Annotated in this window: 23 protein-coding genes; 5 read left to right on the top strand and 18 right to left on the bottom strand. The window is 64.1% G+C overall.

What is annotated here, in order from left to right; all coding sequences use genetic code 11:
• Nucleotides 1–14 precede the first annotated feature (14 nt).
• The 3 genes from CH276_RS04380 to CH276_RS04390 all read right to left on the bottom strand — a co-directional run bounded on the left by CH276_RS04380 (nucleotide 15) and on the right by CH276_RS04390 (nucleotide 2,927).
• Nucleotides 15–800, bottom strand: a complete 786-nt coding sequence (locus CH276_RS04380) for an SDR family NAD(P)-dependent oxidoreductase (RefSeq protein WP_094630483.1) — start codon at nucleotides 798–800, stop codon at nucleotides 15–17.
• Nucleotides 797–1,777: an NmrA family NAD(P)-binding protein gene (locus CH276_RS04385; protein ID WP_094630482.1), complete on the bottom strand. Its 981-nt coding sequence runs from the start codon at nucleotides 1,775–1,777 to the stop codon at nucleotides 797–799. Before CH276_RS04385 ends, CH276_RS04380 begins: the two co-directional genes overlap by 4 nt.
• A gap of 172 nt (nucleotides 1,778–1,949) precedes the next feature.
• Nucleotides 1,950–2,927, bottom strand: coding sequence for a bile acid:sodium symporter family protein (locus CH276_RS04390; RefSeq protein ID WP_094630481.1), 978 nt, complete (start codon nucleotides 2,925–2,927; stop codon nucleotides 1,950–1,952).
• A gap of 290 nt (nucleotides 2,928–3,217) precedes the next feature.
• Here CH276_RS04390 and CH276_RS04400 point away from each other — a divergent pair, with 290 nt between their 5' ends.
• On the top strand, nucleotides 3,218–3,598 hold the full coding sequence (locus CH276_RS04400; RefSeq protein WP_094630479.1) for a VOC family protein: 381 nt from the start codon (nucleotides 3,218–3,220) through the stop codon (nucleotides 3,596–3,598).
• A 50-nt stretch (nucleotides 3,599–3,648) separates the two neighbouring features.
• On the opposite strand, the gene CH276_RS04405 is transcribed toward CH276_RS04400, so the two are convergent.
• On the bottom strand, nucleotides 3,649–4,092 hold the full coding sequence (locus CH276_RS04405; RefSeq protein WP_094630478.1) for a VOC family protein: 444 nt from the start codon (nucleotides 4,090–4,092) through the stop codon (nucleotides 3,649–3,651).
• A gap of 125 nt (nucleotides 4,093–4,217) precedes the next feature.
• Here CH276_RS04405 and CH276_RS04410 point away from each other — a divergent pair, with 125 nt between their 5' ends.
• Nucleotides 4,218–4,625 carry a hypothetical protein gene (locus CH276_RS04410; protein WP_032396566.1) on the top strand — a complete coding sequence of 136 codons (408 nt, stop codon included), beginning with the start codon at nucleotides 4,218–4,220 and terminating at the stop codon, nucleotides 4,623–4,625.
• Between the two features lie 2 nt (nucleotides 4,626–4,627).
• On the opposite strand, the gene CH276_RS04415 is transcribed toward CH276_RS04410, so the two are convergent.
• From CH276_RS04415 to CH276_RS04435, 5 genes are all read right to left on the bottom strand, one after another.
• The gene (locus CH276_RS04415; RefSeq protein WP_141214660.1) at nucleotides 4,628–5,413 is read right to left on the bottom strand and encodes a hypothetical protein; all 786 of its coding nucleotides are present in this window, start codon (nucleotides 5,411–5,413) and stop codon (nucleotides 4,628–4,630) included.
• A gap of 86 nt (nucleotides 5,414–5,499) precedes the next feature.
• Nucleotides 5,500–5,784 (bottom strand): hypothetical protein, encoded by a 285-nt coding sequence (locus CH276_RS04420; RefSeq protein ID WP_094630476.1) that lies wholly within the window; start codon nucleotides 5,782–5,784, stop codon nucleotides 5,500–5,502.
• A gap of 74 nt (nucleotides 5,785–5,858) precedes the next feature.
• Entirely contained in the window at nucleotides 5,859–7,013 is a 1,155-nt protein-coding gene (locus CH276_RS04425) for an FAD-dependent oxidoreductase (RefSeq protein ID WP_094630475.1), read from the bottom strand.
• Between the two features lie 92 nt (nucleotides 7,014–7,105).
• Nucleotides 7,106–7,768 (bottom strand): TetR/AcrR family transcriptional regulator, encoded by a 663-nt coding sequence (locus CH276_RS04430; protein ID WP_094630662.1) that lies wholly within the window; start codon nucleotides 7,766–7,768, stop codon nucleotides 7,106–7,108.
• Between the two features lie 69 nt (nucleotides 7,769–7,837).
• Nucleotides 7,838–9,184 (bottom strand): 2-hydroxycarboxylate transporter family protein, encoded by a 1,347-nt coding sequence (locus CH276_RS04435; RefSeq protein ID WP_254924195.1) that lies wholly within the window; start codon nucleotides 9,182–9,184, stop codon nucleotides 7,838–7,840.
• 167 nt (nucleotides 9,185–9,351) lie between these two features.
• On the opposite strand from CH276_RS04435, the gene CH276_RS04440 reads away from it, so the two are divergent.
• From CH276_RS04440 to CH276_RS04450, 3 genes are read left to right on the top strand one after another with little or no spacing between them, the layout of a single operon-like run.
• Nucleotides 9,352–10,596 (top strand): CaiB/BaiF CoA transferase family protein, encoded by a 1,245-nt coding sequence (locus tag CH276_RS04440; protein ID WP_045197130.1) that lies wholly within the window; start codon nucleotides 9,352–9,354, stop codon nucleotides 10,594–10,596.
• Entirely contained in the window at nucleotides 10,596–11,540 is a 945-nt protein-coding gene (locus tag CH276_RS04445; protein ID WP_094630474.1) for a pyruvate carboxyltransferase, read from the top strand. The genes CH276_RS04440 and CH276_RS04445 overlap by 1 nt, the downstream gene beginning before the upstream one ends.
• A 28-nt stretch (nucleotides 11,541–11,568) precedes the next feature.
• On the top strand, nucleotides 11,569–12,189 hold the full coding sequence (locus tag CH276_RS04450) for a GntR family transcriptional regulator (protein ID WP_094630473.1): 621 nt from the start codon (nucleotides 11,569–11,571) through the stop codon (nucleotides 12,187–12,189).
• A gap of 7 nt (nucleotides 12,190–12,196) precedes the next feature.
• Here the strand turns inward: CH276_RS04450 and CH276_RS04455 are convergent, their stop codons facing one another.
• The 9 genes from CH276_RS04455 to CH276_RS04495 all read right to left on the bottom strand — a co-directional run bounded on the left by CH276_RS04455 (nucleotide 12,197) and on the right by CH276_RS04495 (nucleotide 22,245).
• Nucleotides 12,197–13,222, bottom strand: a complete 1,026-nt coding sequence (locus tag CH276_RS04455) for a hypothetical protein (protein WP_094630660.1) — start codon at nucleotides 13,220–13,222, stop codon at nucleotides 12,197–12,199.
• Nucleotides 13,223–13,232: 10 nt separating this feature from the next.
• Nucleotides 13,233–14,342, bottom strand: a complete 1,110-nt coding sequence (locus CH276_RS04460; protein WP_094630472.1) for a glycosyltransferase — start codon at nucleotides 14,340–14,342, stop codon at nucleotides 13,233–13,235.
• Nucleotides 14,339–15,499, bottom strand: a complete 1,161-nt coding sequence (locus tag CH276_RS04465; protein WP_032396561.1) for a lipopolysaccharide biosynthesis protein — start codon at nucleotides 15,497–15,499, stop codon at nucleotides 14,339–14,341. The genes CH276_RS04460 and CH276_RS04465 overlap by 4 nt, the downstream gene beginning before the upstream one ends.
• A gap of 47 nt (nucleotides 15,500–15,546) precedes the next feature.
• Nucleotides 15,547–16,614, bottom strand: a complete 1,068-nt coding sequence (locus CH276_RS04470; protein ID WP_254924194.1) for a glycosyltransferase — start codon at nucleotides 16,612–16,614, stop codon at nucleotides 15,547–15,549.
• Nucleotides 16,614–17,231 carry an acyltransferase gene (locus CH276_RS04475; RefSeq protein ID WP_032396559.1) on the bottom strand — a complete coding sequence of 206 codons (618 nt, stop codon included), beginning with the start codon at nucleotides 17,229–17,231 and terminating at the stop codon, nucleotides 16,614–16,616. Before CH276_RS04475 ends, CH276_RS04470 begins: the two co-directional genes overlap by 1 nt.
• A complete protein-coding gene (locus CH276_RS04480; RefSeq protein WP_254924193.1) occupies nucleotides 17,228–18,202 on the bottom strand; it encodes a GDP-mannose 4,6-dehydratase in 975 nt (324 codons plus the stop codon). The genes CH276_RS04475 and CH276_RS04480 overlap by 4 nt, the downstream gene beginning before the upstream one ends.
• A complete protein-coding gene (locus tag CH276_RS04485) occupies nucleotides 18,199–19,194 on the bottom strand; it encodes a GDP-mannose 4,6-dehydratase (protein ID WP_032396558.1) in 996 nt (331 codons plus the stop codon). The genes CH276_RS04480 and CH276_RS04485 overlap by 4 nt, the downstream gene beginning before the upstream one ends.
• A complete protein-coding gene (locus CH276_RS04490; protein ID WP_094630471.1) occupies nucleotides 19,191–20,324 on the bottom strand; it encodes a glycosyltransferase in 1,134 nt (377 codons plus the stop codon). The genes CH276_RS04485 and CH276_RS04490 overlap by 4 nt, the downstream gene beginning before the upstream one ends.
• A gap of 427 nt (nucleotides 20,325–20,751) precedes the next feature.
• Nucleotides 20,752–22,245 carry a cellulase family glycosylhydrolase gene (locus tag CH276_RS04495; protein ID WP_254924192.1) on the bottom strand — a complete coding sequence of 498 codons (1,494 nt, stop codon included), beginning with the start codon at nucleotides 22,243–22,245 and terminating at the stop codon, nucleotides 20,752–20,754.
• Between the last annotated feature and the right edge of the window lie 10 nt (nucleotides 22,246–22,255).

Raw genomic sequence — 22,255 nt, forward strand, 5'->3', positions numbered from 1 at the left:
CGTTCGGAACCGTACTAGTGAAGCATGCGCGCGAGGGCGGGCAACAGAATTCGCGCGGGGACCAGACCCGCCGCGATGGCCTGAGCGGTATTTCGTCGGCCCGAGATCACCTGCGGCCGAGATCTTCTGGCGTCGAGTGCGCGCATGGCAGTGTCCACGACTTCGTTCGGTGTTTGGTAGGTACCGGTCGCTGCGGCGGAGTCTCCGATGACATCGAAGAATTCGGTGCGGGTCGGCCCGGGATTGAGTGCGAACACCCTGACTCCGTTCTTGGCAGACTCGTACCACAGGGACTGGCTGAAGCTCAGAACGAATGCTTTGGCGGCCGCATACACCGCGAGCGACGGAACGGGCTGGAACGCAGTCGTGCTGGTCACGTTGACGATGGTCCCGTCCCTGCGGTCGATCATGTCCGGCAGGAACGCCGAACAGATGTCGACGACCGCGCGAATGTCTACGGCGACGAGGCGCTCGAAGTCGTCGGCATCGCCGTCTGCGAACGGTCCCTGTACGGCGAACCCTGCATTGTTGACGACGAGATCGATCCGCTCGGGCACCAGCTCACGCAGTCGGCGTCCGCTCGACTTTTCCGACAGGTCCCAGGCCACTGTGCGGCAACGGATTCCGTGCTTCTGCTCGAGCTCCTCCGCGAGAGCGGTCAGTCGCTCTTCTCGTCGTGCGACGAGTACGAGATCGGATCCTCGTGCCGCCAGCGCTCGGGCGAATTCGGCACCGATTCCGGAACTCGCGCCGGTGACCAACGACCGGCCGGGACGGTAGTGGGGCCCTCGGCGGATCATCGGTCCGACCGCCCGAGCTCAGCGGCCGAACGCCGTGCGAACTGTTCGTACGATGTGGGAGCACGGCCGAGCAGCGTCGGAAGAACCTTCAGGTCTCCTGCCGGTAGGCCGTAGCCGTCGTAGTGGGTCATCATCGTTCGGTACGCCGTGCGTGCGTCGGCGGGCCAGTTCTTCATGTCACGCGGGTTGGACGCAGCCTTGGCACCACGAACGAGGTGGCCGATGGATTTCAGTTTGGTCGAGACCAACGCATGTCCGATGACCGGGGCAAGCGCAGGCAGCACCGTCAGTGAGTTCGTCAGCGACGACGGCGGGATTCGAAGAGCAGTCACCTTGTGGCCGAGCACATCGGACCAGATCTCTGCCATCTCGTGACGCGTGAGTTCCACGGTGGACAGGTCGTAGACGCGACCCTTGTGCGGCGATGGGTCGATCAGGATGTTCGCGGCGGCTTCGGCCACGTCGGCTACGTCGACAACGCCCATGACGCTGTCCGGAGAAACCGGGTAGGGCATCACTCCGGCCTGCAGAAATTCCCACACTTCCAAGTAGTTCTGCATGTAGTGCGACGGCCTGAGCACCGTAGTGGGAATTCCGCTGTCGCGCAGCATCCCTTCGGCGATGTCCTTCTGGTGATGGTGCGTCAGTTGGTGCAGGTTCGGATGGATCACGGAATGAAAAACTATGTGCTGTAATCCGCTTGCCGGTCCCACTGCGATCAGGTGATCGATGATCGGCTTCTCGTCGATGATCTGCGTCGGTGCAGCGTGGTAGATGACGTCGGTCCCTGCCAGGGCGGTATGGAGCGTGTCCTGAGATCGGAGATCACCCACGACGACCTCGGTGGCTCCGTCGCCGCGGGTGGTCTCGGCTTGCGTCGTGTTCTTGACCACCGCCCGGACCGGCACGTTCTGCGCAGCGAGCTGTCGAACGAGCAAGCGTCCGACACCACCCGCGGCGCTGGTCACTGTGATCATGGGGCCTCCTCGACGTCGAGCTCGGCGGACACTGAGCGTAATGCATATATTGCATAATGAATGCAGATAACGCAAGGACGGTGCGGAGCAGAACCGAAAAATCCGGTGCAGCCGACCGCGCTCAGCGCGGTCAGCTGCACCGGATTCTGTGTCGAAATCCAGCGTGCGGGTTCTACTCGGTCGTCGTACGTGTCGGTTCCGGCGTGCGCTCGGTCGGCCGCGGTTCGATCGATCGCCTGGACCAGTAGCTGGCCAGAAGTGAGCCGGAGACGTTGTGCCACACGGAGAAGATGGCCGCGGGCAGAGCTGCCGCGGGACTGAAATGGACCGACGCGAGTGCTGCGGCCAGGCCGGAGTTCTGCATACCCACCTCGATGCTGATCGCGCGTCGGCTGGCGACATCGAGTCCGCACGCCTTGCCGATGCCGTACCCCACCGCGAGTCCGAGCGAATTGTGCAGAACCACGGCCACGACGATGAGTGCTCCGATCGAGAGCAGTGTGGGTGCACTGGCAGCCACGACGAGAACGACGACGGCGGTGATTCCGGCGACCGAGATCAACGGCAGAGCATCGAGCATGCGGTCGATGATCGCCGGAAACAGCAGGCGCAGAACAACTCCCAGCACAACTGGTACCAGCACGATCTGCAGGATCGAGACGAACAGTCCACCGGCGTCGACCGGCAGATACTCACCGGCGAGCCAGAGCACCAGCAGCGGCGTGAGTATCGGTGCGAGCAGGGTGGACACCGACGTCATCGCCACCGACAGTGCGGTATCGCCTTTGGCCAGATAGACCATCACGTTGGATGCGGTACCGCCCGGTGCGGAGCCGACCAACACCATGCCTGCGGTCAGTGCCGCCGACAGTCCGAGTGCGTTGGCAATGCCGAGTCCGAGGAGCGGCATCGCGATGAACTGCGCGGCGACCCCGAGCAACAGAGCCCACGGTCGCCGGGCGACGACAGCGAAGTCGGAGAGCCGCAACGTCATTCCCATGCCGAGCATGATGATCGACAGCAGCCACGGAACGGCCGGTGTGCCGCCGCTGAACGTGTCGGGAGTGATCAGGGCCAGCGCTCCTGCGGCCACGACGATCAGGGCGAACCACTTGCCGGTGAATTCGCTGACGGTCTTCAGCTGGGGCATGTGGAGACTCCAAAGGTGGTTGGGCACGGCGTCGGGAAGTCTAGCTCTTTCGCTGAGCTCACTGTTCCGGGTTGTGTTCCTCCCGCAGTTTGCGACCCTGCTCCACGGCTTGCGCATCCTTCTCGTCGTTCTTGTCCGCCCGTCGGGATCTGCCGCGGTTGGCGCGGGATCGGTAGCGTGTTCGGCCGTCAAGGGCGCATACCTGGGCAATTCCGATGAGAACAGAGGTGTTCGGAGGAGGTCGGCCGTCAACGCACTTTTCGACCCTGAGCCAGGTGTAGATTCGCTCCATGGCATGTCGAATCAGTGAACTCGTGCTCGATTGTCGCGATCCGGAGGCCTTGGCCACGTTCTGGTGTGAGGTGTTGGACTTCGTCGTATTGGACAGGGAGGACGACGGTTCCGTGGAGATCGGTGCGCGCGACGGGTTCGGAGGGTCGCAGCCGACCATCATCCTCAGTCGTAACGAGAATCCCGAAAAGGCGAAGCCTCGCTTGCATATCGACGTCAGCGCAACCGATCGGGATCAGGACGCCGAATTGGAACGACTTCTCGCGCTCGGCGCACGACGAGTGGACATCGGTCAGACCGGCCAGGAGTCGTGGCACGTGCTCGCCGATCCTGAAGGTAACGAATTCTGTTTGCTGCGAGCACGACTCAGTCCTGTGTGACACGGTATCGCCACCCTCGACGCGGTTGTTCGAGCCGCCAACGCGGTGACCTAGCTTTCGGGAGTCGAAAGCGATTGCGCGAACATCAGAAGAATGTCGCTCGGCCCGCGGAGGTAGGTGAGCTTGTAGACGCCCTCGTAATTAGCCACGCCTCGCAGGGGTAAGTAACCGTGGCGGGCTGCAATCGCCAGAGCGGCGTCGATGTCGTCGACCGAGAACGCGATGCGGTGCATGCCGATCTCGTTGGGCAGCGTCGGCGTCGTCTCGATGGCGTCGGGGTGGATGTACTCGAAAAGCTCGATACGGCCGAGGCCGTCCGGGGTTTGCAGCACTGCGATCTTGGCGTGGTTGCCGTCGAGACCGACGGCGGTGTCCGCCCACTCACCGCTGACCGTGTCGCGGCCGAGGACCGTGAGGCCGAGCTCGGTGAAGAAGTCGATCGTGGCTTCGATGTCGCGGACGGCGATGCCGACGTTTTCGAGCTTGATGCTCATACGCTGAGTCTCGCATAGTGCTTTCTCGGATAGAACAAGACCGAGCGGCCTCCTTCTGGCAGGATCAACAGCTACGCCGGGGTGCGGCGGCCACGACCGAAGGACGACCAACTCATGACGCCACCGTGAACAAGCTCTCGACGGTGGCATTGCTGATCGTGCTCGGTGCAGCCGGGATGTTCAACGGACTGTCCTTGACCTCCGACCCCAGTGGGCGGTCGCTCGGGTTAGACGTCGGAATGCTCCCTTCGTGGCACACCTGGGACTACCGCGTATCCGGGTTGTTCGTGCTGTTCTTTCTCGGCCTCGGGCCGTTGATCTGCGTGGCCGCGGTGCTCGTCGATGCGTCCGAAGCGGCGGTGTACGTCGCGTGCGTGGGGCTGGTGACCATCGGGTGGGTGGTTTGGCAGCTCGTCGTACTCGACATCTACGCTCCCCTCGCCCACATTCCCCTCACCCTGTTGGGGGTCGCGTTGATCGTCCTCGCACTCGGCCAATTCCGTGCCCGTGCCCGCGATCGCAGCCGGCAATAGAGTCAGAAACCGACCGCGCCGAGCAGGGCTGCTCCAGGATCGACGACGGCAACAACGGCCGCGACGAACAGCAGCGCCATCGCGATCGTCATCACTGCACCAAGTGATCCGAGGATGACGAACATTCGGCGGTGAGCACCGTCCGTCGATCCGTAGCGTCGGAAGGCGATGACGGTTCCGGTGGCGACGACCGCGATCACGACGGCGGTAGCGACGATCACCGCCCAGTTGTAGTGCTCGGCCTGTGTGAGCAACTCGAGCAGAGGCGGCCTGGTGTCTCCGCTCTGCACGCCGTTCTCGATCAGAGACTGCGCCGCTCGCCCGTCCGCATTGTCAGCGGAGAGCATCGGAAGCAGGGCGATCACGGGTGCGACCGTCGACTGGATGTTGAGCACAGCCACGAACACCGAAAACAACGACAGCACAGTCGTAGTGGCCGCAGTGAGCACGTAACCTACGCCTGCCGTCAGAGATCGCCGCCACAGAGTCGCCGCGAGCAGACCCAGAACCACGGTCAGCAGCATCGAGATGACGATCTTGATCGCGTGCCACTCGAACCAGTAGTCCACCATCTCCGCCAAGCCGGGCGGATAGGTGCGGACGCCGCTGCCCCAGTACTCGACCAAGCCGCGGCCGAGCAGCTCACTCATGACGGATCGATCCTGGAACTGCGGATAGCGTCCGCGCAGCAACGCAGCTGGGCCGAGTACGAACGCGGCCACCAACGCCGCCCCGCCGCATGCCAATACGACGATCGACCAGCGACTTCGGGTGACGGACACACTCATCGGACGACTCACGGGGAAGAGTCAATCACCGGGTACTCGACTGCGCATCCATCTACAGGACTACATCTGACCGACGAGGTACCAGCTCAGGAGTCGACGCCCGGTCGCCGGCCGCGACGGACTCTGGCAACAGTCACCCCAGCCAGGATCACCCCGGCAACAGTGAGAAAGTCGGATTCGGTCAACCCTCTGTCCGCGTCGACCACGTACAACACTGCGCCTTCGATGGGGGCGTTGAAGAACAACCACAGGATGGAGGCGACAACCAGCGATATCGCTGCGGGCCACGAGGGCTTGGCGAGACTCCATGCGGCAGAGGCGAACACTGCGTTCATCAGAACGAGGGCATGGAACGGATCGGTAGTCGGCACCGGTACATCATGACCGACAAGGAGGCGGTCGGGTCCCACCCTCGCACTCGACATCGCGGCGGACAGCGAATGCGCTACTGCGCGAGGCGATCACCGGAGCTGCCGGTGGTGACGCCGGTGATCAGGTCGATCAGCCCGAACGGGGATCGTTCCCCGAGACACAGGTCGAGCGTTTCGTGTGCCTGGACGGCCACCGCTTCACTTCGGGTGAACATGGCCTTCTCGAAGACCGACAGAGCTGTGTCGAGGTCGCCGCGGTGATCGGCGATCGCGCGAGCGAGTTCGGCACCGTCGAACATCGCCAGATTCGCGCCGTCGCCGGATGGCGGCATCAGGTGTGCGGCGTCGCCCAGGAGTGTCACTCCCGATGTGTGATCCCAGTGGTGGTCGTTGGGCAGCGTGAAGATCCTGCGGGGAACCAGCGCGGTCTCCCCGTCGGTGATCAACGCCGTCAATTCCGTTGCCCACCCGTCGAACTCGGCTGCGATCGTTGCTTTGGCGGAAGCGGCGTCGGCGAAGTCGATCGAGTCGATCCACTCGGGGCTGCGGTTGAGCTGAACGTAGGTGTGCAGGATGCCGCCGACCTCTCGGTGCACGGTGATTCCCTTACCCGGGCTGAGGGCGAACATTGCGCCACCACCGACTGCCCGGGCGGTGGCGGGGTGACGTGCATCGACGTCGTGCAGGTAGGTCTCGATGAAGACCGTGCCCACATATTCGGGCACGGCGGCGGAGAGCAGAGATCGGACTCGTGACCACGCGCCGTCGGCGCCGACGAGCAGATCACTGACCGTGGTGGTTCCGTTCTCGAACTCGATGTCGTGTTGCCCATTGCCCAGTGGGCGCACGGAGGCGAGCTTGTGTCCCCACTGAACGGTGTCGGCGGGCAGTGAGTCGAGCAGAATGCGTCGCAGGTCGCCGCGCAGCACCTCCGGTCGACCCCCGGTGCCGTCGTCGGATTCGTCGAACAGAGCCTCGCCGTTCGGGCGTAGTACGCGAGTCGCTTCGCCTCCCTCGTGAATGATGGCCCGAAACTGCTCGGTGAGCCCGGCTGCGGCCAGGGCGACTTGCCCGTCGTGCTCGTGGATGTCGAGCTGCCCGCCTTGTGTGCGCACGTCAGGCGTGGCGTCGGCCTCGTACACCGTGGCGGCGATTCCGTGCACGTGCAGAACCCGTGCCAGCACCAGGCCGCCGAGGCCTGCACCGATGATCGAGATGGATGAACCCATGACTGTCTCCGCTCGTTGTTGGAACGCCGTTCCAACCAAGAATGGAACACTGTTCCAAGCCTGTCAAGCGGGGGTGTGGGCTGGCGGTCGGTTCAACCTCGGTCGATGCCGGCCAGGATGATGTCGACTCCGGCCTGGAACTGCTCGCGGTCGTCGTGGCGTGCGAACTGCGACGCGATCCGGGTCAGGAACGGATAGTCGCCGGTGTCCGTCACTGCTGTGCGCGTGGAGTCGAGAAATGCCGCGCGGTCCGTCACCGTGGCGGCCAGTTCCCTCCCGGCATCGCGCTGACTCGCAACCCCGATAGCGTGGTACAGAAGGACGGATGCGGCGTCGAACTGCGCATCGTTCGGAACTCCGCGTGCGTCGAGTTCGGTTCCGATGCGGTCGAACAGATGCAAGACGGCCGGCTGCCAGGGAGCTGCGGCGAGTTGCGTTGCCACCCATGGGCGAGTGGTGATCACGTCGAACACTCTCATCATCAGGCCTCGAACATCATGTTCTGCCGCACCGTTCTCCGACGATGATTCGAAGGCCGATGCCATGACGGTTTCGGCCGCTGCCGCCAGCAGATCGTCTCTGTTGCCGAGGTGGTGGTACAGCGCTCCGGGGCCTGTCGACAAACGTGCGGCCAGCGTGCGGAACGTCAACGCGTCGGTTCCGCCCTCATCGAGCATCTCGATCGCCACCGTCACGATGCGCTCTTTCGACAGGGCATCCGAACGTCGAGCTGATGTCGGCTTCGTGTTCGTCATGGCCAGATCCTGCCACAACTGGAACGTTGTTCCATACCGCTCGGCATCGGCCGGTGGGTCAGGTCCGCGTCACAGCACGAGAGGCCCCAGGATCGACAGAGTCAACACCACCAGTCCGCCACCGATGCGTGACGAGATGGACAGGAAGGGAAGCAGTTCCAGTCGATTCGCGGCACCCAGTACGGCCAGGTCGCCGCTCGAGCCGAAGTCGGCCAGACCGAGTCCGCCCGAGATGGCCGATTCGATGAAGTGCAGATGTACCAGCCATCCCACGAATCCGGCGGCGAACAGGGCGACGAAAACGACTGCGATGGTGGAGAACATGTACACGGGATCGTTGAGCAGGGTCAGCACCTGCTTGAAGTCGATCGCCACGATGCTCACTGCCACCAGGATGGCCGGGATGAAGGCGCTTGCGACGAGTTTGTACCAGATGTCCGCACCCTGGACCAGGAAGTCCGGGATGGGCAGGAAGATTTTCGCGATGGCGCACAACACGATCAGGAAGACGTAGCTGTGGATCGAGGGGAGGTAGAACGACATGGCGTCGGCGATCATGAACAGCATTCCGGCAGTGAACAATCCGATGATGGAGCTGCGAACGGCGTCTGCCGAGGACACTGCTCTGCCCACCGGCACGATCATCTTCGACTTCGTGACGGCAAGTTCGCCGTTGCCGTTGAAGCGGGGGAACAGGTTCGGCTTTCGCCTGCCGAGCCACGCCAGCGCACCCGCCACGACGATGCAGACGGTGTTGGCCACGACGACTGCGGGCACGAGCATCGACAGGTAGTCGGTCGAGGCTCCGCCGGTGTTCTGCGCGATGATCTCGGAGATCGGAATGGCCCCTGCCGCAACGCCTCCACCGAGAACGGGCCCGACGACGTAGAACAACATCTTGCCGAGTCCGTATCCGGTGAGATACCCGATGAATCCGAACAGTGCGAAACACACCGCGATGGTGGCCACGATCGGCACGATGATGCGCGAACCGGCCTTGATCAGCAGAGAGCGGTCCATTCCGAGGATGCTGCCGACTATCAATGCGGCGACGACGAATTCACCGAACGCCGACAGGGTGTAGAAGTCGTCGATCGCCGTAGCGGTGCGCTCGGGCATCAGGTCGTAGCTGAACAGCACGGCCGGAACCAGGATGGCGAGGATGACGCCACCGCCGATGCGGTTGAACCACGGGATCGCGTTACCGATCACCATCAGCAGGCCACCGAGGGCCATCGTGGTGGCGAAGCCCGCCGTCATTCCCTTCGCGGGGGTGAACAGGTACGCCAGCACGACGATCGCCAGCGCCATGGGCACGAACCAGCGCATCGGCAAACCGAGGGTCGAATTCATGTCCGACGCGCGTTCACCGTCCTGGGTGTCGACTTCGGATTCGGTCGGGCGGGTTGACGTCAACGAACTCTCCTGAAATCTCGGTGCGCGATGGGGGATCGGGCTGCCGCAACGGTATGTGTTGCGGATCACTACGTCAACCTGATTGTATGCAAAAGAACACCGATTGCTGGTAGAACTGGGCCAGAGCCTGGAATGAAACATTGATTGCATGCAATAGAGGAGAAGCTGTGACTGTCGACGATCGAGCCACGGATGAGACGAGTACACCTCGGCCGGCGTCAACCGGCCCCCTCGAGGGCCTGCGCGTCATCGAGATGGGTCAGCTGATCGCCGGGCCGTTCTGCGGGCAGATTCTCGGCGATCTCGGTGCCGAGGTGATCAAGCTCGAGCAGCCGGGAACCGGAGACCCATTGCGTGAATGGGGTCGGACGCGTCCGCAGGGCGAATCGCTGTGGTGGTCGGTCGTCGGTCGCAACAAGAAATCGGTGACGGTCGACCTGCGCACCCCCGAGGGGCAGGGCATCGCGCGGACGTTGATCTCGCGGTCCGACATCGTCGTCGAGAATTTTCGCCCGGGAACCTTGGAGCGGTGGGGGATGGACTACGACACGCTCTCGGCCGACAACCCGGGTCTGGTGCTGGCTCGGGTCTCGGGATTCGGTCAGAGCGGCCCGTACTCCTCGCGCGCCGGCTACGGCTCGATCGGTGAGGCGATGGGCGGACTGCGCTACGTGGTGGGAGATCCCTCGACGCCGCCGTCACGGGTCGGAATCTCGATCGGTGACACCCTGGCTGCGGTGTTCGCCGCCATCGGGACACTCGGTGCGGTGTACGAACGAACCCGCAGTGGCCGTGGACAAGTGGTGGATTCGGCCATCTACGAGGCCGTACTCGGCATCATGGAATCGATTGTGCCGGAGTGGGTCATCTCGGGCTATCAGCGCGAACGCAGCGGTGCCATTCTGCCGAATGTCGCACCCAGCAACGTCTACCCCACCGCGGACGGCGGATGGGTCCTGATCGCAGCCAACCAGAACACGGTGTTCGCACGTCTCGCCGAGGCGATGGGTATGCCGGAGTTGGCCACCGACCCGCAGTTCAGCACGCACGGTGCGCGTGGAGAGCGGCAGGAACAACTCGACGCGATGGTCGGGAAGTTCACCATCGAGCACGATGCGCGTGCACTCGAAGAGCTGCTGCTCGCGCATTCGGTTCCGGTCGGCAAGATCTACCGACCCGAGGACATGTTGGGCGACGAGCAGTTCATCGCCCGCAAATCCATCATCACCACCCCGCATCCGACCCTGGGCGAGGTGCCGATGCAGAACACGTTCCCCCGGCTCAGTCGTACCGACGGGTCGGTGCGCTGGCCAGGCCCGAAGCTCAGCGAGCACACCGACGAAATCCTCAGCACCGTCGGCGAATTCACGCGCGAGGCCATCGACGGCTTCCGTGCCGCGGGGACCATCTGATGGTGTTCGGCGGGCTGCCCACGAGCGCGAGATTGGTCGAGGTCGGCCTACGAGACGGCCTGCAGGCGGTATCGCAGTTCGTGGACACCGACCACAAACTCGAGCTGCTGCACCGAATCGTCGATTCCGGTGTGACCACCGTCGAGATCACGTCCTTCGCGCACCCGAAAGTGTTGCCGCAGTTCAGCGATGCCGAACGCATCGTCGAGCAGGCACCGCGACGAGACGGCGTCCACTACAAGGCGCTGGTACCCAATGTTCGCGGCGCACAACGGGCCTGCGACACTCAGATCGAGGAAATCGGCGCGATCATCCCGGTCGATCGCGAGATGGCCGCGAAGAACCAGAATTCGACGCCCGAGCAGTTGCTGCACGATTTCACTGCGATCGTCGACCAGGGCCATCGCTCGGGAAAGAAAGTCAGCGCGGCCGTGGCGACCGCCTTCTTCGCTCCGTGCCGCGGCGCGGTCGACGCTGCCCAACTCGATGCGGTGATCGAGCGCGTGGTCGATGCCGGAGCGGACTCCTTGTACCTGGCGGGCACGAGCGGGGTGGAAACTCCCAACGAGTTCTACGACGGTGTTCGACGCGTCAAGGGCCGTCACCCCGGGATCCCGGTGGGGGTTCATCTGCACAACCGCAACGGCTTCGGCACCGTCAACGCGTTGGCGAGCCTGTCTGCGGGAGCGGATTGGATCGAGGCGTCCTTCGGGGGCCTCGGCGGAGACATGTGGTTTCCCGGCGACCCGTCCGTTCTGGGCAACGTCCCGATGGAGGACGTGGTGGCGCTGTTGGATTCGCTCGGGATCGAGACGGGCATCGACCTCGATGCCTATCTGGCAATGGTGCGGGCCGGTGAGAGGTTCACCGGAACGCCGTCGTACTCGTTCGTCTCCCGAGGTGGCACCAGGCAACAGCTCGCTGATGCACAATGGCCCGTGTGAGAACACCTCCGACGGCCGGGCACACACAGTGTCCGAGCTGAGCGACAAGATCCTGGACCTGCTCGTCTCGGGTCTGTACAGCCCGGGCGAGAAGCTGAACGAGGCCGAACTCGCCGGGCGGCTCGGCGTCAGCCGGACTCCGGTGCGTGAAGCGCTTCTCACTCTGGCCACCACGGGCGTGGTCACGGTGGAGAAGAACAAGGGGGCCAGGGTCACCGAGTTCACCCGCGAGACGGTCGAGGCGATCTACTCGTCTCGGTCGCTCCTGGAACCGCACGCCGCCAAGCTTGCCACGGGCCATTTCTCGGTCGAGGAACTGGCGGAGCTACGTCATACGGCGCAGCGGATGCACGACATCGTCGTCGAGGCCGAGGACCTGCCGGAGATCGCGCGTCTGAACAACGCCTTCCACACCGCCGTGCTGTCGAAGTGTCCGAACGCGCGAATGGCGGAGATGGCCATCGCGTTGCTGAAACCTCTTGTTGCAGCGCGAACTTTTCGCAAGTACAGCGCCAAGGAGATCTCGCGCAGCGCAGCACATCACCTCGAGATCGTCGACGCGTTGGAATGCGAGGACGCCGAGTGGGTGGAGGCCATCATGCGTGCACACATTCGCGCCGGCTGTCACAGCGCGACCGCAGAAGACTGATCGTCCGCTACGAACCCCGCACCACGTCGTAGGCCGGCTTGGCGCTGAAGTCGCTGCGCAGCAGTCCGTAGTTCTGTTCGGTGTCGGCGAGGTTGGTTCCCGAGTCCCGCAGGGAGTGCACGAACACCGGGCCGACGTAGGGGAGCGACGACGCCTTGGCCAGGCCCGAGCCGATGATGGCGGCCTGCAGATCCTCGGGAACAGCTCCCGCGCCGGTGCCGGTGGGTGCACCGAGCTCGGTGATCCAGATCTTCTTGCCGCCGTCTCCGTTGGCCGCCATCGTGCCGTAGGCCTGATCCACCTGTGCCCATTGGCCGTTGGGGTCGTTCTCGACGGTGAAAGGGAAGGTGTAGGGGTGCATGGCGACGGCGTCCATGAATCCGGCTGCTCCGGCGGCGTACATCTGCTGCAGGAAGGTCACCGGCGCGACGGTCCAGGCTCCGGCGTTGATGGTGGTCGCCAGGCCGGCGCTCAGCACGGTGGCTCCGGCGTCGGCGTTGTGGATCGCGGGGTAGGCCGCGCGCAGCATGTTCGTGTAACGGACTGCATCGACGGGTGCGAAGAAGGTGGGGATGTTGGGCTCGTTCCACACCTCGTAGTGGTCGACGCGATCACCGAGGTGCGCAGCGGCTGCGCCAGCGAATGCGCCGAAGGTGTTGGGATCGAGCGGAACTGCGCCGGGCAGTGGTGAGGCGATGCCGCCCTGCGCCCATCCGGGGGTTCCGCCCAGCACGGCCAGTACCGAATAGCCCTGCGCTCTCGCGGCGTTGATCACGCGATCGGTGTTGCCCCAGTCGAAGACTCCCGGGGCCGACTCGATCGCGGCCCAGTTCACGACCACCCGCACCCACGAGGCACCGATGTCGCGTCCGGCACCGAGTTCGTTGTTCAGCGTGGCGTCGTCGAGCGTCAGAAACGGTGCGCCACCGGTGAAGCCCAGGTCGGCCGGGGCCGCCTGCGCGACGGGCGAGGAGAGTCCGACAGCGATCGCGGCGGCTGCGGCAACGGTGAGCAGGCGTGAGCGGAAGGTCATGGCGGTCATCCTAAGTGCTCGTCAACGGGGCGCTGATCAGTGCTTCGACGGTCGAATGGGGCACACGGTCGTTCCACCGCGCGGTGTTCAGCTCGTGGATTCGCTCCCCCGCTTTGACGGCGGCGGTGCGGTCGAGCAGGTAGCGGCGGCATTCGGCGACGAACTGCTCCTTGTCGTCGAACGTGGGCAGCTCGAAGATCGAATCCAGTGATCCGACGGCCGCCGAGGTACCGACGACGGGAAGTCCCTTGCTGGCTGCGTCGAGGATCTTGACGCGCACGCCGCCGCCGGTGGCGACCGGGGCGATCAGTGCCCGGCAGGTGCCGAGGAATTCCTGCAGATCGTCGACGAAGCCGAGATCGCGAACGCCGGCGGGGTAGACGGGATCCTTGGCACCGGGAGCCTTGGCGCCGATGATGCACAGTTCGGCACCCTCGATTCCCGCCGAGATCGCAGGCCAGTACTCGAGCGCGATCTTGAAGGCCTCCTGGTTCGGTGGCCAATCGCGAGTCCCCATGAACACCAGGCGCTTCGCGGTCTGGGACAGGTCGAGTTGCGGTGCTGGTTCGAGGGTGAGGTCGATCCACCGGGCGTCGCGGACTCCGTTGTCTCGGTACATCTGGGCCTCGTCGGCGTCGTAGGTCCCGACGGCATGGGCCGCGCGGGCGACGCGGATCTCGTCCCGCAGGATGCGGGGTGCCTCGATACGGCCGATCAGTCCACGGGTCACCTTCCACACCTGCGATTCGGTGTTGACGGTGTTGATCGCGAACGGTGACCCCAACTTGGCCGAGCGGAGGAACGATTCGGCCATGTAACTGTGTTCGGCCACATACACATCGGAGGTGGATGCGTCGATGGCGTCGCGGAAGGCGTCGACGTCGTAGCGTCCGTGTACCACCGAGCGCGTCGGCCGCACCGACTTCAGGAGCAGAGCGACGTCGACGGTCGGCTTGGGGACGCGCACCACGTCGGGGGCGACGTCGGTCTCCTTGGACAGGCAGATCGATCGCACCTCGAACGCCTCACGGGCGAGCTGCATCATCAAACGGGACAGTGCGATGTCGCCGCCGTGTTCGGTGACGGGGTCCTTGGACAGCAGGAACGTCGCGCGTCTCATTGCGGCACCTCTTCTTTCACCGAATTGTCTTTCACCGCAGTGCGGTACAGGGCGCGCATGAACCAGACGAGCAGTACGGCGTCGGTGATCACCGAGGCGACGGCTGCGCCGACGGCACCGAACGGGAACAGACACAGGACGAGGACCATTTTCAGCGGTGCCAGGGTTGCCGCCGCCAGCACTCGCGTGCGGTCGCGGTGCTGGAGGTAGAGCACGGTGGTGAACACGTGATTCATCACCCGCATCACCACGAACAGCGACATCACCACCAGGGCGCCCGCGATCTGATCCGACGCGGGCGTGAAGAAGAGCAGGAGGCCGGCCACCAGCAGCAGTGAGCCCGCCGCGGTGCCGAGAGCCGCGGTGTGCTTCAAGGCCGGTCCGGCGCTGACGAGTCCGTCTGCTGCACGGAGCTTTTCGTGGAATGTGTTGCCGAAGGCCTGTCCGATGAAGGCCACCGCCCAGGCGGTCACCGCGGCAACGGAGTAGTAGCCGGCGATGGTGGAATCGGTGAGGAAGCCGAGCAGCAGCACGTCGCCCTGGATGTAGACCGCGTTGGCGAGGTTCTCCGAGAACAGCATCGACATCTCGCGCCACGAGCCGGGAACGCGCGGTGCGGCTACCCGGGCCTGCAGGGCTGCGAGCAGTGCGATCACGAAATACGGTGCGGCGTAGAGCAGGCTGGCGATCGTCAACGTGGGGTCGGGAACGGCGAACAAGTACGCCGTCGCCAGCGCGATGGATGTTGCCTGCCTCGTGGTGTCCAGTCGTTGTGTGAGGTCGGGACGGCCGTCGCGCAGTGCCCTGCTCTTGTATGCGTTGAAGACCAGCTCACCACCGCCGATGACGAGGGCGAACCAGGCGATGTAACTGACCTGAACCAGACACAACCCAGCGACGACGAGCACGGCACCGACGAGTACGCGGGTAGTGCGCTCGCCCAGGAAATCGCGTTCGGTCACGCGAATCGAGCGCACCGTGAACGGATGATCCAGTGGCGCAGCCAGAATCGCGGCGAGGGCGAAGGCCATCGCGTACTGGCCGTAATCGCTGATCCCCAGCTTGGCGATCAGCGCGACGGTCCACAGCAGGCCGATGCCGCGGCCGCCGTAGGTCCACAAGGCCGCGATCCCGGCCTTGATCAGGTTGCCGTTCATTCGCACCACCGCATCATCGAAACCACCGCATCATCGGGACCACCGCATCATTTGGACCACACAGCCACGAAGTTCTGAGCCACCATGTCGGGGGAGTTGGCGCGGCGCAGTGTCTCCACTTCGCGGCGCAGCCTCGTCAGTGCCGCCCGATCGGTGACCAAGGCTGCGGTAGCGTCGGCGATCTCGTTCGTTCCACCCGCGACAACCAGTGCACCGCCGTCGGTTTCGGACAGTGCGCCTTCCTGAAGGCACACCACCGGGGTCTGATAAGCGATGGCGCGACTGACCGAACCGGAGGCGGGGAAGGCGTCACCGTAGATGGATCGTTTGCCGTAGGGCACCACGAGTGCACGGATGGAATCGAAGAAGGCGTCCTCGTCCGGTCCGTTGACCTCACCGAGGATCTCGACGCCATCGACGGGGTCGAGTAGTTCGGTTCCGCGGCCGGCAATGCGAATGGCGATGTCGTTCGGCACACGATCCCGGAGCTGCTGGAGCTGGTCGAATCCTTTTCCGCGGTAGACGAATCCGAACAGGCCGACGGCCAGGGGGCGATCCTCGGCGGGGGTGATGTCGGGGCGCTCGGGAACGAAGTGCATCACGGCCTCGGCCGTCACTTCGGGGTAGCTGCGCTCGAGGGAGTCGGCACCGGAACGGGTGAGTGCGAACAGCGTCCGGTTGCCCACCACGGTGCGCTCGAGGCGACGCCAGGCCGCTCGAAGTGGGTAGTGCAGGCCGTGATTGAGGACCTTCTTGCCCGCGAGGAACTTGGTGCGGGCGGGCCACCAGACGATTCCGGGTGGGTCGTGCACCGTCGCGGTCACCATCGGGTCCCCGGTGAGCCGAGCTGTGGCCCAGAACGGCATCACCGAGCCGCCGCTGAGTTCGCAGTGCACGATGACACGGCCCGGATCGGCGTCGACGAGCTCCTGAATCGCTTTGCGGTGCCGCACGATATCGCGCACCGAGTGAGATCCGGGTCCGTCGTGGCGGTACTCGATCACCTCGGCGAAGTGTGGCCGCACGGCGTCGGCGAAGTCGTCGGCGTAGTCGCCCACGCCGCCGACCCCGGATCGGGGGGCGACGTAGACGAGTCGGCAGTCACGCAGGATCATCAGTAGAACAGCGGCCGATACTTGGGGCGGTAGGCGAGCGCCTTCGGGTCACGCATCGCTCGCACCTTCGCGGGCACTCCGGCAACCACTTCGAGTTCGCCGACGTCTCCGCGCACCATCGAGCAACCACCGACCACGGCGCCGCGACCGAGGGTCACCCCGCTGAGAAGGGTACTGCGGCTGGCGATCCAGACGTAGTCATTGATGACGCAGGGTTCGAGGATCGGAGTGAATTCCGGTGAGTTGTGATCGTGGTAGCCGGCGATGATGTGTGTATCGCTGGCGATGACGACGTTGCTGCCGATCGTGATTCCGCCGCGGGCGTCGAGCATGCAGCGGAAACCGATGGAGCAGGCGTCGCCGATGGTCAGGCCCTCGGGGTCGAGGACGGTGGTGCCGCGGAAGATCGAGACGTCCTTGCCGATCGTCGCCCCGAACGCGCGCAGGAAGTTCTGTCGAATCCAGTGCGACGGGATGAAGGTGACGATCATGTTGAAGCCGAGGGTGCCGATGCGGTTGCGCAGCTTCCGCTTGAACGTGATGTCCTGCATCTTGTAGTTCGACACGTCGTAGATCTCGGGCTCCGCTTCGCCCACAGGCCGTTCCACCGCTGTCATGCTGCCATCTCCTCGGTCATGTCGAATTGGACCATCGCGTCGACGATCTGCTCGAAATCCTTCGTCGGTGCCCAGCCCAACAGATCACGGGCTTTGGCGGCGTCACCGACCATTCTTGCCGAGTCGGCGGGCCTGAGCATCTCGGAATCGCTGCGCACGTAGTCACGCCAGTTCTCGATACCTACGGCTGCGAAGGCGGCGGCCACGAAGTCGGCGACGCTGTGGGCCTGACCGGTGGCGACCACGAAGTCGTCGCCCTTGCCGTAGTCGGCCATGGCGGCGATCGCATCCACGTAGTCCGGGGCCCAGCCCCAATCGCGTTCCGCGGTGAGGTTGCCGAGCTCGAGCGTGTCGAGGGTGCCCCGGGTGATGGCGACGGCGGCCTTGGTGATCTTGCGGGTCACGAAGGTCTCCGGTCGCCTGGGCGACTCGTGGTTGAACAGGATGGCGTTGGTGGCTTCGAGTCCTCGGGCTCGGTAGACCTGGACCATGTTGTGACTGAGTGCCTTCGACACCCCGTAGGGGGAGGTGGGCGCAACGCGCGTTTCCTCGTTCTGCAATGGCACCCCGGAGCCGGCGAAGATCTCGGCACTGGATGCGTTGACCAGCACGATGCGTTTACCCGATGCTTCCTGCTCGGTGTAGCAGGCATCGAGCAGCGCCGCAGCAGAGAGCCCGTTGACCTGAGTGGTCAGGACCGGGTCGTTCCACGATCGCCACACCGAGGAGATCCCGGCGAGGTGAAAAACGTAGTCGGGCTGCACTTCGTGGATCAGCACCTGGGCGACACCCGGCTTGCTGATATCGACGCGGTGCTGCTCGACATGGACGTTCACCGTCCCGTCGTTCCCGCCGGGCTTGGCCACACCGTGGAGGGTCCAACCGCGCTCGAGCAACAGATCGGCTAGGTAGCTGCCGTCCTGGCCGGCCACTCCGGTGATCAGCGCAGTCGGGGTATGTCCGGCACTCACGCGATCTTGACGGTGTCGGGCGATTGTTCGACGAGGTCGTTCTGAACCATCATCGTAACCAATTCTGGGAAGCCGACTTTCGGCTTCCAACCGAGTGCGGCATGGGCCTTGGCCGAGTCGCCGACGAGGAGGTCGACCTCCGCGGGCCGGAAGAAGCGGGGATCGATCTTGACGTAGGGCTCCCAGTCGTCGATGTCGACTGCGGCGAACGCGTGGTCGAGGAGTTCACGAATCGAGTGGGTCTCACCGGTGGAGATGACGTAGTCGTCGGCGTCGTCCTGTTGCAGCATCAACCACATGGCTTCGACGTAGTCGCCGGCGAAGCCCCAGTCCCGTTTGGCGTCGAGATTGCCGAGCGAGAGCTCGCTCTGCAGCCCCAGTGCGATGCGCGCGACGGCCTGGGACACCTTGCGTGTGACGAATTCCGGTCCACGACGGGGTGATTCGTGGTTGAACAGAATTCCGGAGCTGGCGTGCATGCCGTAGGACTCACGGTAGTTGATGGTCATGTAGTGGCCGTAGACCTTGGCGACGCCGTACGGCGAGCGTGGCCAGAGCAGTGTTTCCTCGCGCTGGGGAACCTGCTGGACCTTGCCGAACATCTCCGAGCTCGAGGCCTGGTAGAAGCGAACCTGCTTGCCCGCTACCTGCTCGTAGAGCCGGGTGGATTCGAGCATGTTCAGCACTCCGCCGCCGGTGACGTCGGTGGTGAGACGCGCGTTCTCCCACGAGTACGCCACGAAGGAGACGGCTCCGAGGTTGTAGACCTCGTCGGGGTCGGCCACGGCGAAGGCGCGCATCAGCGCCGAGAGATCCAGAAGGTCGCCGTGCAACACCTCTACCTGAGGCAGCACCTGCTCGATCATCGCTGCCTTCGGATTGTTCTGTCCCCGTAGCAGACCGAACACTTTGTAGCCCTTGCTCAATAGCAGTTCGGCAAGGTACAGGCCGTCCTGCCCGGTGATGCCGGTGATCAGTGCGCGCTTGGTCATCGCGACGCCGTCCTCTCCATATGTCCTGCATGAATGTCTGTCACTGCGGCGTCCAACTCGGCTGCGAAGCGTTCTTCGCTGAACTGCTCCATGTGGTTCTGGATCTTCGACGGCTCCCAGTGCGTGCGTTCCAAAGCGTCGACCGCGTTGGAGATCGAATCCGGCTGGGGCTCATCGAAGTACACACCGGTCACGCCCTCGTCGACGGTGTCGAGGAAGCCGCCCCAGCGCAACACTGCGCTGGGCTTGCCGTGATGACCCGCTTCGATGGGGGTCAATCCGTAATCTTCATAGCTTGCAGCGATCAAACCGTTACAGCCCTGGTAGAGCCAGGTCATCTGTCCCGAGGTCAGGTCACTGAGCATGAGCACGTTGTCGGACTTGAGCTTTCGCAGTCGATCGGCCTCCGGGCCGCGTCCGACGACGATCAGCTTGCGATCTGTGTCGGCGAAGGCCGCCATCACCTTGTCGACGTTCTTGTACGGAAGCAGGCGGGAGATGCACAGGTAGTAGCCGTCTGCGCCCAGCCACGCGGCGGCGTCGGGTATCGATTCGGCCGGCGCTGTCTCGACGGTGAACGGTGCGGGTACGACGGTCGACGAGATGCCGTACGCGTCGCTGATGCGCCGCTGCACCACCGTGGAGATGGCGAGGTAACGGTCTGCCGAGAAGGCCGCCCGTCGATCCCACTGGCGAAGCGGGTACGAAAGCGTCTTGAGGGCAACACGTTTGACGGGGCTGCGACTTTCCCCCAGGTACATCTGCGATTCGTACAACCAACGCGCAGGTGAATAGCAGTAGACGAGTTTGCGTCCTGAGGTCTGAAAGCCGTGTGCCCAACCGCTGGTGCTGGTGAGCACCACGTCGGCGTCGATCTCGATCGAAGAGGATGCGAAGGGCAGCAACGGAAGCGCGGCACGGTGGTTCTTGCGTAGGAAACCGATTCGGTTCAAGGACGACGGGCGTACGTCGAGATCGGAGAACTCGGGGAACGTCGTCGACGGCTCGAAGAGCGTGGTGTAGATGGGTGCGTCGGGGAAGGCGCGGGCCATGGCCAGGACGACCTTCTCGGCACCACCGCGCTGGGTGAGGTAGTCGTGCGCAATGGCCACGCGGAGGCGGTCGGTCATGCTGCCGCCGCGTCATGGAGCAGTGAACCCGGCTGCAACACAGAAACATCGGTCTTCATGAGCTACCCATCGTGTCGGTCCGTACTCGAATGGAGCTGGGGCTTCCCGCACGCCGAATAGCGCCCCGTAGTGCGCCGATGCACAACAAGAGCGTCGAATAGCTGGCGTCCCCCGACGAGACGTGCGAACACTGGACATAATCCTGCCACGAAGAGTCATTCGTTCGCTGTATATGAATATCCGTTTCGGGGACAAATAGATAGCGCTAAGTGAGGTGGTTCACAAGGCAAAATAGATTTACAGAGAACGGAAACCGTGCCTTTGCGCAGAGTTAACGTGGCCGCAACGAAGTCACCGAGAAATGGCAGCACGAATCGAAAGAAAAGGTCCGCGCGGTTTGTGAATTATCGATCAGATGGGTGTGAATTCAACGAGTGACGGTGGTGCCGACCCACGGTGCCCACGTGATCGCGCCGTACTGGAACGTCACCCGCACGCCGCCGCCGTACTGCGGCACCTCGTCACTGGTTGCCGGCCCCAGAGTGGGATCCCAGGCGCTGAAGATGCCACCACCGATGTTGTGGGTGCCGCCGATGGCGGTGGAGAACACCCTGAGGCCGTAGGGGCTGTCGAAGTCCTGGTAGGTGCCGTTGAACGGCGTGGTGGGCAAGAAGCCCGTGTAGCGCACCGCTTCTGCGACCGCGCGGGGAACTCCGACGAATCCGTTGGGCATCTCGTACACGACGGCATCCTGGCGGTACTGCGCCCAGGTGTCTCGGACGGGGAACACCGGCCCCAGGACGGCACCGAAGTTGTTGGGTGCCGCGGCGAAGCGGTTGTACTCGGCGGTCCGTGGAATGTTGTTCTGCAACAGACTCATCACTGCCCACAAGGCAGGCTTGGCCGACCAATCGGTGCGCAACAGTCCGAAGGTCATCTCCGGGTCGTTGCTGCCGGTCTGCTTGTCACGGAGCTGATAGAGGAAGATCGGGCCGGTGTAGGGCAACTCGCGCCACTTGGTGACGAAGTCCGTGATCATCGCGCTCTGCTGGTCCTCGGACGCCACCGATGTCGGCACGCCGTACTCGGTGGCCCAGATCTTCTTGCCGCCGTCGCCGTTGGCGACCATGGCCGTCCGCATATCCATGACCTGCCGGGCCGGTGAGTGGTCGACGTACGGTCCTTCGGAGAACTTCAGGGAGTACTGGTACGGGTGGTAGGACAGGGCGTCGAAATACCCTGCGGCACCGGCAGCGTACATCTGGTTGGTGAAATCGACGGGGTTGATGATTCCCCATGCCTGTTCGGCCGCGCCCAGGACGCCACCGACGACGGTGGCGGCCGAGTCGGCTGCTTTGACCTTGGGATACGCGGCCTTGAGCAGCGCGGTGTAGCCGGCGGGGTCGGGTTCCGGTGCGTAGAACATCGCCCCGTTGGGCTCGTTCCAGATCTCGTAGTCGGCCACCTTGCCCTTGTATCGAGCCGCGACCTTTCCGGCGAAGGTGCCGAATGCCGCAGGCGATGCCGGTCGGGTGTTGATGGGTTGGTTCACGGGCGAGGTCGCCCAGGCCGGGGTGTAGGCGATGATGCCGAGCATGGAGATGTTCGCTGCGCGCAGCTTGTTCACGACCCGGTCGACGGGCGCCCAGTTCAGTTGATTCTGGGTGGGTTCGACGGTCGACCACGGGATGGCGATGCGCATCGACTTCACGCCCATGGCGGTCACGAACTGCACGGTCGTATCGAGTTCGGCGTCGGTGGCCCAGAGCAGTCCGCCGCCGTCGGAGAGTCCGACACCGGGCGGGTTCGGGGCCGCCTCGGCACGTGATTGGGAGCCGACGAGGTGGTCGGGTGAAAGGAGAACGGACGTCGTTCCGAAAGCGAGCCCGACAGCGACGACCACTACCGTTGTCGCTGACATTACTGTGCGA

The organism is Rhodococcus sp. 06-470-2, from assembly GCF_002258235.1.
Classification (GTDB): domain Bacteria; phylum Actinomycetota; class Actinomycetes; order Mycobacteriales; family Mycobacteriaceae; genus Rhodococcoides.

Bases quoted from the DNA above. Each gene is read 5' to 3' on its own strand.
- CH276_RS04380 (WP_094630483.1), bottom strand. From the start codon at position 800: ATGATCCGCCGAGGGCCCCACTACCGTCCCGGCCGGTCGTTGGTCACC.
- CH276_RS04385 (WP_094630482.1), bottom strand. From the start codon at position 1,777: ATGATCACAGTGACCAGCGCCGCGGGTGGTGTCGGACGCTTGCTCGTT.
- CH276_RS04390 (WP_094630481.1), bottom strand. From the start codon at position 2,927: ATGCCCCAGCTGAAGACCGTCAGCGAATTCACCGGCAAGTGGTTCGCC.
- CH276_RS04400 (WP_094630479.1), top strand. From the start codon at position 3,218: ATGGCATGTCGAATCAGTGAACTCGTGCTCGATTGTCGCGATCCGGAG.
- CH276_RS04405 (WP_094630478.1), bottom strand. From the start codon at position 4,092: ATGAGCATCAAGCTCGAAAACGTCGGCATCGCCGTCCGCGACATCGAA.
- CH276_RS04415 (WP_141214660.1), bottom strand. From the start codon at position 5,413: ATGAGTGTGTCCGTCACCCGAAGTCGCTGGTCGATCGTCGTATTGGCA.
- CH276_RS04425 (WP_094630475.1), bottom strand. From the start codon at position 7,013: ATGGGTTCATCCATCTCGATCATCGGTGCAGGCCTCGGCGGCCTGGTG.
- CH276_RS04430 (WP_094630662.1), bottom strand. From the start codon at position 7,768: ATGACGAACACGAAGCCGACATCAGCTCGACGTTCGGATGCCCTGTCG.
- CH276_RS04445 (WP_094630474.1), top strand. From the start codon at position 10,596: ATGGTGTTCGGCGGGCTGCCCACGAGCGCGAGATTGGTCGAGGTCGGC.
- CH276_RS04455 (WP_094630660.1), bottom strand. From the start codon at position 13,222: ATGACCTTCCGCTCACGCCTGCTCACCGTTGCCGCAGCCGCCGCGATC.
- CH276_RS04460 (WP_094630472.1), bottom strand. From the start codon at position 14,342: ATGAGACGCGCGACGTTCCTGCTGTCCAAGGACCCCGTCACCGAACAC.
- CH276_RS04465 (WP_032396561.1), bottom strand. From the start codon at position 15,499: ATGAACGGCAACCTGATCAAGGCCGGGATCGCGGCCTTGTGGACCTAC.
- CH276_RS04470 (WP_254924194.1), bottom strand. From the start codon at position 16,614: ATGATCCTGCGTGACTGCCGACTCGTCTACGTCGCCCCCCGATCCGGG.
- CH276_RS04475 (WP_032396559.1), bottom strand. From the start codon at position 17,231: ATGACAGCGGTGGAACGGCCTGTGGGCGAAGCGGAGCCCGAGATCTAC.
- CH276_RS04485 (WP_032396558.1), bottom strand. From the start codon at position 19,194: ATGACCAAGCGCGCACTGATCACCGGCATCACCGGGCAGGACGGCCTG.
- CH276_RS04490 (WP_094630471.1), bottom strand. From the start codon at position 20,324: ATGACCGACCGCCTCCGCGTGGCCATTGCGCACGACTACCTCACCCAG.
- CH276_RS04495 (WP_254924192.1), bottom strand. From the start codon at position 22,245: ATGTCAGCGACAACGGTAGTGGTCGTCGCTGTCGGGCTCGCTTTCGGA.